The following is a 12,029-nucleotide window of genomic DNA, read 5'->3' as shown; positions in this document are numbered from 1 at the left end:
TGAAGGGATTCACTAATGAAGGTCGAAGTCCTCACCCCGTCGTGCAACCTCGACACCGTCCGCGACGGGCGCGGTGGCATTTTCACCTGGGTCCCGCCGGAACCCCTGCTCGAGTTCAACCTGATCTACATGCACCCCGGCAAGGTGCGCGGCCTGCACTACCACCCGCATTTCGTCGAGTACCTGCTGTTCGTCGAGGGCAACGGCGTGCTGGTGACCAAGGACGACTACGCGGATCCGGACTGCCCGGAGGAGTTCATCCATGTGGGCAAGGGCATCTGCACGCGCACGCCGATCGGGGTGATGCACACCGTGTACTCGATCACCCCGCTGACCTTCGTCGCGATGCTGACCAAGCCGTGGGACGAGTGCGATCCGCCGATCGTGCAGGTGGCGCCGCTGCCACACACCTTGGAAGGCAAGTCGTGAGCGGCCGAATATCGGTGCGGCCGACCAGCGCGGCCGCCCGTGCCGGGCAGGACCTCGCATGAGCGGGATGCGGGTGGCGGTGCTCGGCGCCGCGGGATACGTGGGCGCCGCACTGGTCGAGGCGCTCGGCAGGACGCGGCGATGGGAGGTCGTGCCCGTGGTGCGCGACGACCACGAATTCCACTGCACGGCAGGTCGTTACGACGTGCTGATCAACGCCGCCTGCCCGTCGAAGCGGTTCTGGGCCGAGCAGCATCCCGGCGACGATCGCCGGGAGACGGTGGACAAGACGCGCCTGCTGCGCGAGCAGTGGCGCTGGGACCGGTTCGTGCAGATCAGCAGCATCTCCGCACGGACCCAGCTGGACACGGTCTACGGCCGCCATCGCGCGGAGGCCGAGCGAATGTGTTCCGGCCGCGACACTTTCGTCGTCCGGCTCGGCCCGATGTACGGCGGCGACTACCGCAAGGGTGTGCTGGCCGACATGGCCGCCGACCGTCCGGTATTCGCCAGCGGCCGCTCCCGGCAGAGTTTCGCCCCGGTGAACTGGTGCGCCGACTGGATCGCCGCCCACCTGGAGGACACCGGCCTGCGCGAGGTCGGCGCACGCACCACCGTGACGCTGGCGGAGGTACGCGACGCGGTGGGCTCGTCCTCGCAGTTCGCCAAAGATGTTGTCGACGACCAGTTCCCGACCACCGCCACCGGCCCGGACTGGCCGGAGGCGGCGGCGGTGATCGACTGGCTGGCGGGGCGGAGGGTCAGCGATGCGCGGGCGAGGTGACGCGATGCCTGCCGGGGCGCAGGTACTTCTCCGCGCACAGCACCAGCAGGAAACGCACGCTGGTCGCGACATCGCGGGTGCGCATCTTGGACGCGCCCGCGGTGCGGTTGAGGACGTGGATCGGCACCTGTTCGATCCGGAAACCATTGGCGGCGAGGATGTAGAGACTTTCGAAGAAGAAGGAGTAGCCGTTCGAGCGAACGCGATCGAAAGCCGCCACCGGAATCGTGTCCAACCGGTAGTATCGGAACGCGCCGGTGGCATCGTAGGGCATCCGCAGCAGTGTCACGGTGAGAAAATGCCCGACCCGGGTGAGGACCTTGCGGAAGGGAGTCCAGTCGGCGAGGCTGTCCTCTTTCAGATAGCGCGATCCGACCACGATGTCGAAACCGTCGGAAGCGGCGCGCAATGCCGGAAGATACGACGGCGGATGCGCGAAATCGGAATCCATCGTGATGATGTGCGCATATCCCTGCGCGTATGCCCAGCGGATACCGGCCTGGTGTGCGGAGCCCACGCCCTGCCGTCCCGCCCTGTGCAGCACGTGGATGCGGGGCGCGTGCTGTCGGGCCAGCTCATCGAGCAGATCTCCGGTGCCGTCCGGGGAATTGTCGTCGACGAACAGGACGTCGAAATCGGAGCCCTGTTCCAGGATCTGAGCGAGCAACGGGCCCACGTTGCGACGCTCGTTGTACGTCGGAATCATTACCAGAGTTTTTTCGGAGGCCGCGCTCATGCAATCGAATTCTAATACCGGCGGCGACCGAAAGATAGGTATTGCCCGCCATTTGACGACCGGTTAGTCTCGGGGCTGGAGGTTTGATGAGAAAGGCACTGATAACCGGCATCACCGGCCAGGACGGGTCTTATCTGACAGAATTCCTGTTGCAGCAAGGATATGAGGTGCACGGGATTGTCAGGCGTGCGTCGAATTTCAATACCGACCGCATAGACCACCTGTATTCCGATACCCATTCCCAACGCCGGCTGTTCCTGCACTACGGGGATCTGATGGATTCCAGCAGTCTCAACCGGATCCTGGAGGACGTACGACCGGCGGAGATCTACAACCTGGGCGCGCAGTCGCACGTGCACATCTCGTTCCAGATCCCGGAGTTCACCGCGGAGACCAACGCGATCGGCACACTGCGCATCCTGGACGCCATCCGCAAGACCGGCATCGCGACCCGCTTCTACCAGGCTTCGTCCTCGGAGCTCTACGGCGGCCTGCACGACGTGGCGCTCAGCGAGCGCACGCCGTTCCATCCGCGCTCGCCGTACGCGGTGGCGAAGCTGTACGCGTACTGGATCACGGTCAATCATCGCGAGGCCTACGGGATGTACACGGTCAACGGCACCTTGTTCAACCACGAATCACCTAGGCGCGGCGAGGTTTTCGTCACCCGCAAGGTGACAAGGGGCGCGGTGCGCATCGCGCAGGGCAAACAGGAGAAGTTGTTCATCGGCAACCTGGACGCTCGCCGGGACTGGGGATACGCCAAGGAGTACGTCGAGGCGATGTGGCTCATGCTGCAACAGTCCGAACCCGACGACTACGTGATCGCCACCGGCGAGACCCACAGCGTGCGCGAGCTGTGCGAGACCGCGTTCGCCGCCACCGGTGTCGAATTGATCTGGGAAGGAACCGGATTGACCGAGAAGGGGATCGACCGGCGAACCTCGCGAGTGCTCGTCGAGGTCGATCCGACCTATTTCCGCCCCGCAGAGGTGCATCATCTCACCGGTGACCCGAGCAAGGCGCGCGAGAAGCTCGGGTGGCAGCCCCGGACGAGTTTCACCGAACTCGTCGAGTTGATGGTCGCCCACGATATGGAGAACGCGTGACGCAAGCAGTGGCGGTGCAGGGCTGCCGGGTGTGCGGGAACACCCGGCTCGAAACGGTCGTCGACCTCGGCACGATGGCGTTGACGGGAGTGTTCCCGGCCACCGATCCCACCGAGGTGCCGCGCTACCCCTTGGAGTTGGTGCGCTGCGTGCCCGAAGGCAGCGAGGAGTGCGGGCTGGTGCAGTTGCGCCACACCGCGGACTTCGGCGAAATGTATTCGCCCGGCTACGGATACCGCTCCGGGCTGAATCGATCGATGATCGAGCACCTCGCCCACCGGGTGGACAGGATTCGGCAGCGGGTGCCGCTGTCACCGGACGACGTGGTGATCGACATCGGCAGCAACGACGCGACGTTGCTGCGCGCCTATCCGGAAGGGTCGGCGACGATTCTGGGCATCGACCCGCTGGGGGAGAAGTTCCGCCGGTTCTATCCGCCGCACGTGCGGTTGGTGACCGGCTACTTCGACCACGAGCTGGCCGAATCGGTGCTCGCGGGGCGGCGGGCCAAGGTGATCACCTCGATCGCCATGTTCTATGACGTCCCGCGCCCGCTGGAGTTCATGCGCGCGGTGTACGACAACCTCGCCGACGACGGCATCTGGGTGCTCGAACAGAGCTATCTGCCCGCGATGCTGGCCACCACCTCCTACGACACCATCTGTCACGAGCACCTCGAGTACTACACCCTCGACCAGATCGAGTGGATGGCGCGGCGGTGCGGATTCGTGGTGCTCGAGGTGGAACGCAATACCGTCAACGGCGGCAGCTTCGCACTCACACTCGGCAAGCAAGGGGTGGCCTCGCCTGCCGACGCCGCCGCGCTGGATCGGATGCGCCACGAGGAGTCCGCGCTCGGGTTGCACACCTCGCAGCCGTACGCGGAATTCGCCAAACGGGTCGACCAGCACCGCGAACAGGTCCGGGAGTTCTTCGACCGCTCCCGCAAGGCCGGTCTGCGCACGCTCGGGTACGGAGCCTCCACGAAAGGCAACGTGGTGCTGCAGCACTGCGGGATCGGGCCGGAGGATCTGGCGTGCATCGCGGAGGTCAACGACGACAAGTTCGGCAAGTTCACCCCCGGCAGCGCGATCCCGATCGTGTCCGAGGAGCAGGCGCGTGCCATGGCGCCCGACCAGTTCTTCGTGCTGCCCTGGCATTTCCGTACCATGATGCTGGAGCGGGAGAGCGCTTTCCGCGCGGCGGGCGGGCGGTTGGTGTTCCCGCTGCCGGAACTGGACGTGGTGTGAGATGACCATCGTCGTCACGGGCGCGGCCGGGCAGGACGGCACGCTGCTGTCGGACCTGCTCGCCGGGCGCGGCGAGCGCGTGCTGCGCATCGGCCGCGACGGCCCGGTCGACATCACCGACGCCGCCGCGGTCGAGGAATTCGTCGCCGCCGAACGCCCCCGGCAGGTCTACCTGCTGGCGGCGGTGCAACATTCCTCGCAGGACGACCACGGCGACCCGCACGAGCTGGCCCGCGCCTCGCATCGGGTCAACACGCTGCCGGTGCAGCATTTCGCGGAGGCGATCGATCGCCACCGCACCGGCACCCGCCTGTTCTACGCGGCCTCGTCGCACGTCTTCGGCTCCGACGGCGACGCGGTGTGCGACGAGAACAGCGGGCTGCGGCCGGACTCCATCTACGGGGTGACCAAAGCGGCCGGCCTGCTGGCCTGCCGCGCCTACCGTGCCCGCGGCGTCTTCGCGGCGGCCGGCATCCTGTTCAACCACGAATCTCCGCTGCGTGCAGAGAAATTCGTCACCCGCAAGATCGTGCGCGCCGTCGCCCGGATCCAGCGCGGTGAGACCGGCACGGTGGAGGTGGGCAGGCTGGACGCGGGCGCCGACTGGGGATACGCGCCGGACTACGTCGAGGCGATGACGCGGATCCTGGCGCTCGACGAGCCGGAGGAGTTCGTCGTCGCCACCGGCGAACACCACACGGTCGCGCAGTTCTGCGCGGCGGCGTTCGGGATGGCCGGACTGGACTGGCACGACCATGTCCGCGAACGGTCCTCGGTGCTCACCCGCGGCGGGCGACCGCGAGTGGGTGAGTCGAGGAAGTTGCGCGCGCGGACCGGGTGGCGCCCTTCGGTGGATTTCCACGGCATGGTGCGGGCCATGCTCGTCGCCGAGGGCGTGCGCCTTGCTGAGCAATCGAGGCCGGTACGCACCGGCGGAACGGATGGATGACGTGACCCTGAACGACGAGAACGTTCTCGCCGCCCACTTGATCTCCGTCGCCGACGGCGTCCCCGAGGAGACCGCCGCCCGGATCGGCGAGATCGGCACCGAGACCGTCGCCGACGCGGTGCTGAAGGAGATCGCCTGGCGCGCGGGCTACGGCGCGCGCCCTGGACAACCGGTGACCGCGGTGTTCGAGCTGACCCACGAGGGCAAACAGCTGGACTACCTGGTCACCTTCGGCGCCGACGACCCCGCGATCGCCCCGGGCACCCTGGAGGATCCGTGGCTGGTGGTGCGCCAGGATCTGGTGGAGTTGCTGCGCGCGGTCTACGGACCGCCCGACGCCGCCCTGGGCACCCGCGCCATCACGATCAAGGACGAGCCGGGGCCGGGCAGTTTCGCGCCCGACGACCCGTGGCGATTGGCCCGCGACGCCGCCGCCGTCGCCGCCGACCGCATCGTCACCGCCTGCCGTCCCCACCACTACGACCTCGACGCGCTGTCGCTGCACTTCGGTTCGGACAAGTGGGGCGGGCACTGGTACACCCAGCACTACGAGCGGCATTTCGCGCCGCTGCGCGACAGCCGGATCCGCATCCTCGAACTGGGCATCGGCGGATACACCGCCCCCGACGTCGGCGGCGCGTCGCTGCGGATGTGGAAGCAGTACTTCCGCCGCGGCCTGGTGTTCGGGCTGGACTACTTCGACAAGTCCGGCATCGCCGAGCCGCGCCTGCAACCCCTGCGCGGCGATCAGGGCGATCCGGCGTTTCTCGACGGGCTCGGCGACTCGCTCGGCCCGTTCGACATCATCATCGACGACGGCAGCCACATCAGCGGCGACGTGATCGCCTCGTTCGGTGCGCTGTTCGCCCACCTGCGGCCGGGCGGACTGTACGTGGTGGAGGACACTCAGACCTCCTACTGGTCGGGCTGGGGCGGAAGCAGCACCGCGACCGACGATCCGGCCACCACCATCGGTTATCTGAAGACCCTGGTGGACGCCCTGCACCACCAGGAATTCGAGAAGGAATCCGGCCGAGCGGCAGGCGCTTTCGACGACTGGATCGGGGCGCTGCACTTCTACCACAACATCGTGGTGATCGAAAAACGCCGCAATGCCGAGCAATCGGCTCCATCATGGGTGCCTCGGCACACCAATCCGATGGAGTGGATGAAGCCGAAGGAGTGATCGGATGAAGTTTCTAGTCGTGCCGGTGCCCTCGTCGGGCCATCTGCTGGCGATGGTGCCGTTCTGCTGGGCGCTGCGCCAGGCAGGCCACGAAGTGCTGGTCGCCTCGCGCGACGACGTGACGGCGACCGCGCTGCGCTCGGGGCTCAACGCCGTCGAGGTGACCGCGCTGAACGTGCCGATGGACCAGTTGCGTACCCAGGTGAACCCGGGCATGTTCCCGCTGCCGCTGTTCGCCGACCGCGACCAGTCCAGCGGACAGGGCCTGTGGCAGATCGCCGCGCAGAACTGGCACAACCACGCCCGCCAGTACCTCGAGACGTTCGCCGCGGTGGCCACCGACTGGGGCGCGGAGGTGATCCTCACCGACCCGCTGGCCACCATCGGCCGCGCGCTCGGCGCGCAACTGGATCTGCCGGTGCTGGTGCACCGCTGGGGCATCGACCCCACCGGCGGTCCCTTCACCGACCGCACCGCCGCACTCGCCGAGGAGGCGGGCACTCGGCTGGCCGACCCGGTCGCCGTGCTCGACATCTGCCCGCCGCGGCTGCAAGCGCCCGACGCCGCGCCGAGCATCCGGCTGGGCTACGTCCCGTTCAACGGCACCGGCGTGCTGCCGCCGTGGCACCGCAACGAGCACGGCCGCAAACGGATCGCGGTCTGCATGGGCGGCAGCACGCTCGGCCTGACCGGTCCCCGGCCGCTGGAGTCCGTGCTCGCCGCGCTGGCCGCCGTCGACGACGCCGAGGTCGTCGTCGCGCTCTCGGCACCGGACCGGGCCACGGTCGGCGAACTGCCCAACCATGTCCGTGTCGTGGAAGAGGTTCCGCTGAACCTCTTCCTGCCGGGCTGCGATCTGCTCGTGCATCACGGCGGCTCGACCACCGGCCTCACCGCGGGCTGGTTCGGCCTGCCGCAGTTGGTGCTGCCACAGATGTTCGACCAGTTCGATTACGCCAGAGGCCTGGTGCGCAGCGGGGCCGGGCTGACCGCAGAGACCGCTGCCGGGCAAGGCGACGTCGAGGCGCTCACCACCGCGATCCGCACGCTGCTGCGCGAGCCGCGTTTCCGCGCCGCCGCCGAACAGATCGGCGCCGACCTGCGCGCCGCGCCCGCACCGGGCGACGTGGTGTCCCAGGTTGTTCCGCTGCTGGCCGAGCACGCCGGAGCAGCGACCAGATAGACCGTCCGCGCGGCCCGAACCGGGCGGCGCGGGAACCGAAAGCCGTAGGTTGCAGATGATATCCAGGACATGGACCAGGTTCCGTGGTTCGCTCGACTACTACGCCGCGATGTACGCGGTCTTCGTGGTCGGCATTCTCGTCCCCGTCGTGATGATCGTGCTCGCGCTCACCGGCCTACCGGGCCCCGTGACCGCCGTGCTCGGCATCGTGTGCGCGGCGGTGCTGTTCGTGCTGTTCGTGCCGAGGGTGCCCGACGAGTGGCGGGAGGTGGTGCGCAGCAAACCGATCGTGGTGCGGGTGCTGTGGAGCCTGGTGATCGTGCTCGTCGTCGCGGTCCTGGCCCGGTTGACGCAGTTCATCCTCGACGCCGACAACGTGGACGCCTCGCTGTCGGCCGACGACGACTTCCTGGTCAAGAAGACCCACCTGTCCGGCTACATCAGCGGCGCGCTCATGGCCGAACACGACCCGGCCGGTCTCTACGACCGTCACCGCTACGAGTCGCCCCAGGCGGATTCGATCCTGCCCGCGGTGACACCACAGGATCGCGACGCCTACCTCTACCCGCCGCCGTTCCTGCTGCTGCCGCGATTGCTGCTGCTGTTCAGCCACGACTTCGCCACGCTGCGGGCGCTGTACTACTCGCTGTACGTGGCGATCGTGCTGGTGGCCATGTTCGCCATCGCCCGCTGGATCGGCGGCAGGCAGGGCGGGGTGCTGGCGGCGCTGACCCCGGTGGTGTGGATCAGCCTGCCGACGCTGGCGACCATGCAGATCGGCAACGTCCACGTGCTGGTGCTGTATGTCGGCGGTGCGGGCGCGATGGCGCTTTTCCATCTGCGGCGCAACATCTTCGGCGGCGCGGCGCTGGCATTCGCGATCGTCGCCAAGGTGTCCCCGGCGATTCTGCTGGTCTATCTGCTGGTCCAGCGGCGCTGGCGGCCCGCGGCCTGGACGGCCGTGTTCGGCGGCCTGTATTCGCTGGCGACGTTGGCGATCTTCGGTTGGGAGCCGTGGCGGCAGTTCTTGTCCGACGGCACCTGGAAGCGGCTGGCCAGCGGGGAGTTCCACCAGTTCGTGCTGGTCGAACGCGCCAATCAGCTGGTCAACTATTCGCCGTTCGGGCTGCCCTACAAGGCGAACATCATGGGCTGGGACATCGGCGATCCCGTCGGTCCCGCTCGCCTGATCACCAACGTCTACACCTTGCTGCTGCTGATCCTGGTGGCGGTCACCGCGGTGCGCATCCACCGGCGGCTGTCGGCGTGGGCCGAAGGGCCGCGGGTGCGCGCCGAGCAGCTGGCCATCTGGCTGGCGGTGCTGACGCTGGCGTCGTTCCGCGCGCCGTTCGGGCCGTGGGTGTACATCGCGGTGGGCGCGGTGTGGATGCTGGCGGTGTACGCGGGGCTGATGCGCGGCGGCAAACGCACCGTCGCCCTGCTGACGGTGGCCTGGCTGATCATCGCGGTCTACAACGAGAACGTCTACTTCACGCTGGTGGCGCAGACGATCATCTACGTGGCCTGCTTCTTCGTGGCCTGGCGGGCGAGCGCGGGCACCGAGGCGGAAGCAACGCCGCCGCAAGAGGACTCCCCTCGAACGGAACGGGTCTCCGCGGCATGAGCACCTATTGCGTGATCGGCGCGGGTGCGGCCGGTCTGGCGACCGCACGCGAATTCGCCGCGCACGGCTTGGATTTCGAGGTGCTCGAAGCGGCCGACGGTATCGGCGGGATCTGGGACGCCCGGCGCCCGGACTCGCCGGTCAGCCGCAACACGCACGTGATCGCTTCCAAAGGGGTGCAGGCGTTTTCGGGGTTCCCGATGCCCGAGGACTATCCCGACTATCCCGGGCACGAACTCGTGCTGCGCTACCTCAACGCCTACGCCGACGCTTTCGAGCTGTGGCCGCGCATCCGGTTCAACACCGCGGTGCGGCACGTCGAGCCCGGCGATGACGGCTGGTCGGTGACGCTGGCCGCCGGATCCGAGCGACGCTACGCGGGAGTCGTCATCGCCACCGGCCACGACCGCACCCCGCGCCGCATCGACATCCCCGGCTCGGGCACGGTGCCGGTGCTGCATTCGAGCGAGTACCGCGATCCCGAACAGGTGCTCGGCAAGCGGGTGCTGGTGATCGGGGCCGGGCAGTCGGCGGCCGACATCCTGTCCGACTGCGCGGTCAACGCCGCGCTGACCCTGCACAGCAGCAGGCGCGGGTTCTACTGCATGCCCAAGTACATGCTGGGCCGCCCGACCGACAGCATGCTGCAGGGCCGGATGTGGCGGCCGCTGCGCAAGCGGGCCTTCGAGCGGCTGTTCTCCTATCTGCGCGGCCGCTCCCGCTCGTTCGGGCTTCCGGTGCCCGATTTCGCCGAGGGCATCGTCATCCCGATGCTCGGCGACCAGTTGCACCACTACTACACGCACGGCGACATCACACCCAAACCCGACGTCACATCGATCGACGACGACCGGGTGACGTTCGCCGACGGCACCGAGGAGAAGGTCGACCTGGTGGTGCTGGCCACCGGGTTCGTGCCGAACTACCCCGTCGTCGACCGAACTCTGTTGAACTGGGCCGACGGCAGCCTGCGACCGGGTTTGTATCTCAACATCTTTCCGCCGCACACCCGGGACTTGTTCGTGATCGGGATGGTGCGCCCGATCGGCTCGCACTGGGACGTCTACGAGAAGCAGGCCGAGTTGGTCGCCGAATATCTGCGCGCCAAGGCGAACGACCCGGTGCGGGTCGAGCGTTTCGACCGCGCCACCCAGGGCCGCCAGCCCGACCTGTACGCCGGGCTGCGGCTCTATCACGCCGACCAGTACCCGCTGGTGGTGGAGAAACAGGACTACGTGAACCAACTGCGCAAGCACGCCAAGCTCTTGAAGTGAAAGGTCGGACCATGAAAGCACCCGGGCCCGGTCTGGTGGAAACCGGACGCATGCTGCCGAAACTGGCGAAGAACCCGCTGACGACGGTGGGCGCGTTGCTGGACGGCTACGGCGACGTCGTGCGGGTCAAGGCGGGCCCGATGCTGGTCTACCTCGTCGCGGATCCGGCGATGACCGAGTACGTCCTCAAGGACAACTACACCAACTATCGCAAGAGCCCGATCTACGACGAGTTCAGCATCCTGCTCGGCGACGGGCAGCTGACCACCAACAACCTGGAGTACTGGCGTAGACAGCGCAAACTCATCTCCCCGGCGTTCTCCCACTCGCACGTCAAGGGTTTCGCCGACGACATCACCGACAGCGCCGCGGCGATGCTCGACAGCTGGGACGCCGCGGCCGGAGAATTCCGCGACATCTACGACGACTACGTCAAACTGCTGCTCGCGGTGACCGGCCGGATCCTGTTCGGCATCGACCTGTCCACCGACACCACACAGGTGACCGACGCGATGCGCGCGGCGTTCGCGCTCATCATGAAGCGGGTGAACGCGCCGGTGAAGCTACCGCAGTCGTTCCCGACGCCGGAGGCCCGCCGGGTCGCGCGCAAGGTCGGCGAACTCGACGACGTGGTGCGCCATCTCATCGACGAACGCCGCCGCGGCGGCGACACCAGCGACGTGCTCACCGCGCTGGTGCGCGCTCGCGACGAGGGCGGGCAGGGCATGCGGGAGGAGGACTTGCTCAACGAGATCAAGACCTTGCTGGTGGCCGGTCACGAGTCACCGGCCAACGCGCTGTCGTGGGCGTGTTACCTGCTGGCCACCCATCCCGAGATCCAAGAGCGACTGGCCGAGGAGGTGCGCTCCGTGATCGGCGACCGCACGCCCACCTTCGCCGATCTGGGACAGCTCAGCTACTGCCGCATGGTGATCGAGGAGACGATGCGGCTGTATCCGCCCGCCTGGATCGTCGAACGCACGCCGATCGCCGATGACGAGATCGGTGGCTACCACGTGCCCGCGGGCGCGCGGGTCACGTTGTGCATGTACTACGTCCACCGCGACAAACGTCTGTGGGACGACCCGGAGCAGTTCCGTCCGGAGCGTTTCGCCGACGCCGCCGTGGCCGAACGGCACAAGTTCGCGTTCTTCCCGTTCTCCGGCGGCCCCCGCATCTGCCTGGGCAAGGACATGTCGATGACGGAGATGGTGCTGATCTTGGCCATGACGGTGCAGCGTTTCCGCCTCGAACTCGACGACACCCACCCGGTGGTGCCGCTGGCTTCGGTGAACCTGCGCCCGGAGTTCGGCATCCGCATCCGCCCGGTCCGCCGCGTCACCCAACCCGTCACGACCTGACCTCCCGCCGTGGCCGCACACTTCAGGAGCTTCGAGCATGCCTGACGGGTAATCAACAGTCGATGAGTTCCTGACTGGCCCGGCCTCTCTTCCTATGCCTGTTCCGGCCTGGACCTGGGCCATCCCACGCGTCTTTGGCACCGA

The 12,029-nt window shown here is 67.6% G+C and carries 11 protein-coding genes; 10 read left to right on the top strand and 1 reads right to left on the bottom strand.

Annotated features, from left to right (window positions below; translation table 11 throughout):
* Nucleotides 1-15: 15 nt before the first annotated feature.
* Nucleotides 16-429, top strand: a complete 414-nt coding sequence (locus ACWESM_RS16265) for a cupin domain-containing protein (protein WP_355077954.1) — start codon at nt 16-18, stop codon at nt 427-429.
* A gap of 58 nt (nt 430-487) precedes the next feature.
* The gene (locus ACWESM_RS16260) at nt 488-1,213 is read left to right on the top strand and encodes a hypothetical protein (protein WP_452492359.1); all 726 of its coding nucleotides are present in this window, start codon (nt 488-490) and stop codon (nt 1,211-1,213) included.
* Here ACWESM_RS16260 and ACWESM_RS16255 read toward each other — a convergent pair.
* Complete coding sequence (locus ACWESM_RS16255; RefSeq protein ID WP_364425661.1) at nt 1,191-1,919, bottom strand: polyprenol monophosphomannose synthase; 729 nt, start codon at nt 1,917-1,919, stop codon at nt 1,191-1,193. The genes ACWESM_RS16260 and ACWESM_RS16255 overlap by 23 nt on opposite strands.
* Before the next feature lie 116 nt (nt 1,920-2,035).
* On the opposite strand from ACWESM_RS16255, the gene gmd reads away from it, so the two are divergent.
* Genes gmd through ACWESM_RS16215 form a run of 8 tightly spaced genes read left to right on the top strand, consistent with a single transcriptional unit; the run spans nt 2,036 to nt 11,885 of the window.
* Nucleotides 2,036-3,058 carry a GDP-mannose 4,6-dehydratase gene (gene gmd / locus ACWESM_RS16250; protein WP_355077957.1) on the top strand — a complete coding sequence of 341 codons (1,023 nt, stop codon included), beginning with the start codon at nt 2,036-2,038 and terminating at the stop codon, nt 3,056-3,058.
* Nucleotides 3,055-4,308: a class I SAM-dependent methyltransferase gene (locus ACWESM_RS16245; RefSeq protein ID WP_452492357.1), complete on the top strand. Its 1,254-nt coding sequence runs from the start codon at nt 3,055-3,057 to the stop codon at nt 4,306-4,308. Before gmd ends, ACWESM_RS16245 begins: the two co-directional genes overlap by 4 nt.
* A 1-nt stretch (nt 4,309) precedes the next feature.
* Nucleotides 4,310-5,257 (top strand): GDP-mannose 4,6-dehydratase, encoded by a 948-nt coding sequence (locus ACWESM_RS16240; protein ID WP_452492355.1) that lies wholly within the window; start codon nt 4,310-4,312, stop codon nt 5,255-5,257.
* Nucleotide 5,258: 1 nt separating this feature from the next.
* Nucleotides 5,259-6,443, top strand: a complete 1,185-nt coding sequence (locus ACWESM_RS16235) for a class I SAM-dependent methyltransferase (protein ID WP_355077960.1) — start codon at nt 5,259-5,261, stop codon at nt 6,441-6,443.
* A gap of 4 nt (nt 6,444-6,447) precedes the next feature.
* Nucleotides 6,448-7,626, top strand: coding sequence for a nucleotide disphospho-sugar-binding domain-containing protein (locus ACWESM_RS16230; protein ID WP_452492352.1), 1,179 nt, complete (start codon nt 6,448-6,450; stop codon nt 7,624-7,626).
* 55 nt (nt 7,627-7,681) lie between these two features.
* The gene (locus tag ACWESM_RS16225; RefSeq protein ID WP_452492350.1) at nt 7,682-9,250 is read left to right on the top strand and encodes a glycosyltransferase family 87 protein; all 1,569 of its coding nucleotides are present in this window, start codon (nt 7,682-7,684) and stop codon (nt 9,248-9,250) included.
* On the top strand, nt 9,247-10,524 hold the full coding sequence (locus ACWESM_RS16220) for a flavin-containing monooxygenase (RefSeq protein ID WP_452492348.1): 1,278 nt from the start codon (nt 9,247-9,249) through the stop codon (nt 10,522-10,524). The genes ACWESM_RS16225 and ACWESM_RS16220 overlap by 4 nt, the downstream gene beginning before the upstream one ends.
* Before the next feature lie 11 nt (nt 10,525-10,535).
* Entirely contained in the window at nt 10,536-11,885 is a 1,350-nt protein-coding gene (locus ACWESM_RS16215; RefSeq protein ID WP_364425670.1) for a cytochrome P450, read from the top strand.
* Nucleotides 11,886-12,029: the final 144 nt, after the last annotated feature.

The organism is Nocardia sp. NPDC003999 (assembly GCF_053604885.1).
The sequence above is the reverse complement of the archived record's forward strand: the minus strand, read 5'-3'. Positions and strand labels throughout refer to the sequence as shown.

What these genes read in the sequence shown, in the direction of transcription:
- ACWESM_RS16260 (WP_452492359.1), top strand. Translation starts at nt 488, where the DNA reads ATGAGCGGGATGCGGGTGGCGGTGCTCGGCGCCGCGGGATACGTGGGC.
- ACWESM_RS16255 (WP_364425661.1), bottom strand. Translation starts at nt 1,919, where the DNA reads ATGATTCCGACGTACAACGAGCGTCGCAACGTGGGCCCGTTGCTCGCT.
- gmd (WP_355077957.1), top strand. Translation starts at nt 2,036, where the DNA reads ATGAGAAAGGCACTGATAACCGGCATCACCGGCCAGGACGGGTCTTAT.
- ACWESM_RS16225 (WP_452492350.1), top strand. Translation starts at nt 7,682, where the DNA reads ATGATATCCAGGACATGGACCAGGTTCCGTGGTTCGCTCGACTACTAC.
- ACWESM_RS16215 (WP_364425670.1), top strand. Translation starts at nt 10,536, where the DNA reads ATGAAAGCACCCGGGCCCGGTCTGGTGGAAACCGGACGCATGCTGCCG.
- ACWESM_RS16240 (WP_452492355.1), top strand. Translation starts at nt 4,310, where the DNA reads ATGACCATCGTCGTCACGGGCGCGGCCGGGCAGGACGGCACGCTGCTG.
- ACWESM_RS16265 (WP_355077954.1), top strand. Translation starts at nt 16, where the DNA reads ATGAAGGTCGAAGTCCTCACCCCGTCGTGCAACCTCGACACCGTCCGC.
- ACWESM_RS16230 (WP_452492352.1), top strand. Translation starts at nt 6,448, where the DNA reads ATGAAGTTTCTAGTCGTGCCGGTGCCCTCGTCGGGCCATCTGCTGGCG.
- ACWESM_RS16220 (WP_452492348.1), top strand. Translation starts at nt 9,247, where the DNA reads ATGAGCACCTATTGCGTGATCGGCGCGGGTGCGGCCGGTCTGGCGACC.